This is a genomic window from Xenorhabdus indica, assembly GCF_014467235.1.
Lineage (GTDB): Bacteria > Pseudomonadota > Gammaproteobacteria > Enterobacterales > Enterobacteriaceae > Xenorhabdus > Xenorhabdus indica.
On record NZ_NKHP01000092.1, the window covers coordinates 1 to 1,000 of the forward strand.

Sequence of the window (1,000 nt, forward strand, 5' to 3'; positions counted from 1 at the left end):
GAATCATGAAACGATACAGGCTGACACACCGATAGCCCTGTATCTGGATCGCAGCCCGGAAATGGTGATCGCTATTCTGGCAGTGCTGAAAGCCGGGGGAGCTTATGTCCCGATTTCCCCCGCTTATCCCGCTGAACGAGTTCAGTTTATTCTGACTGACATAAAAACGCCCTGTGTACTGACGCAACAGCAGCATCTGGCTACATTGGCAGAATACAGCCAAACACTCACGAAACAACCTATACTCATCGCGGCGGATGACCGGACAATCACCGCAGGCCAGCCTGTGGAAAATCCGGTGCGGATAAACCAGCCAACCGATTTGGCCTATATTATTTATACGTCAGGCACCACGGGTCAGCCCAAAGGGGTGATGATTGAGCACAAAAGTGTGGCGCATATGGTGGCAGCACAGGCCGAAGTCTTTGATGCGGCAAAGAGAACAAAAGTCTTAATGTTTGCCGCTTATGTATTTGATGGTTCTGTTTTCGAATTATTCCCTGGCTTATTTAATGGCCTGACCATTTACCTTTGCAGCGAAACAGAACGTAACGCGCCTGCCATTGCCAAACTCATCCAACGGGAAGGGATTGAGATTGCCACCTTACCCCCGGCCATCTTGAAATTGTTAATCGGCACGAAGTTACCCTCCCTGCAATTATTGGTTACAGCGGGAGAGTCCCCCTCCCTGGATTGTCTGGCATATTTCAGCCAATACAGCAGCGTACTGAATGCTTATGGCCCGACAGAAGTGACCGTTGTTGCGAGCGGGAATGTGTATCAACGTGGAGACGCTGCAACCAATATCGGCAAAGCGAATAATAACGTCCGCCTTTACGTGCTTGATAGTGATGGCAATCTGTCTCCCGTCGGCGCACCGGGAGAACTGTATATCGGCGGTGCCGGGCTGGCGCGGGGGTATTTAAACCGGCCTGAACTGACCGCCGGGCGGTTTGTGGCAAATCCGTTTGCTACGGATAAGGACAAGTCGCTCGGCTAC

Annotated in this window: 1 protein-coding gene; it reads left to right on the plus strand. The window is 51.6% G+C overall.

Annotation, left to right across the window (positions count from 1 at the left end):
• Window positions 1-1,000: amino acid adenylation domain-containing protein (locus Xind_RS19610; protein ID WP_187650950.1), on the plus strand; the 1,000-nt coding region annotated here is incomplete at both ends.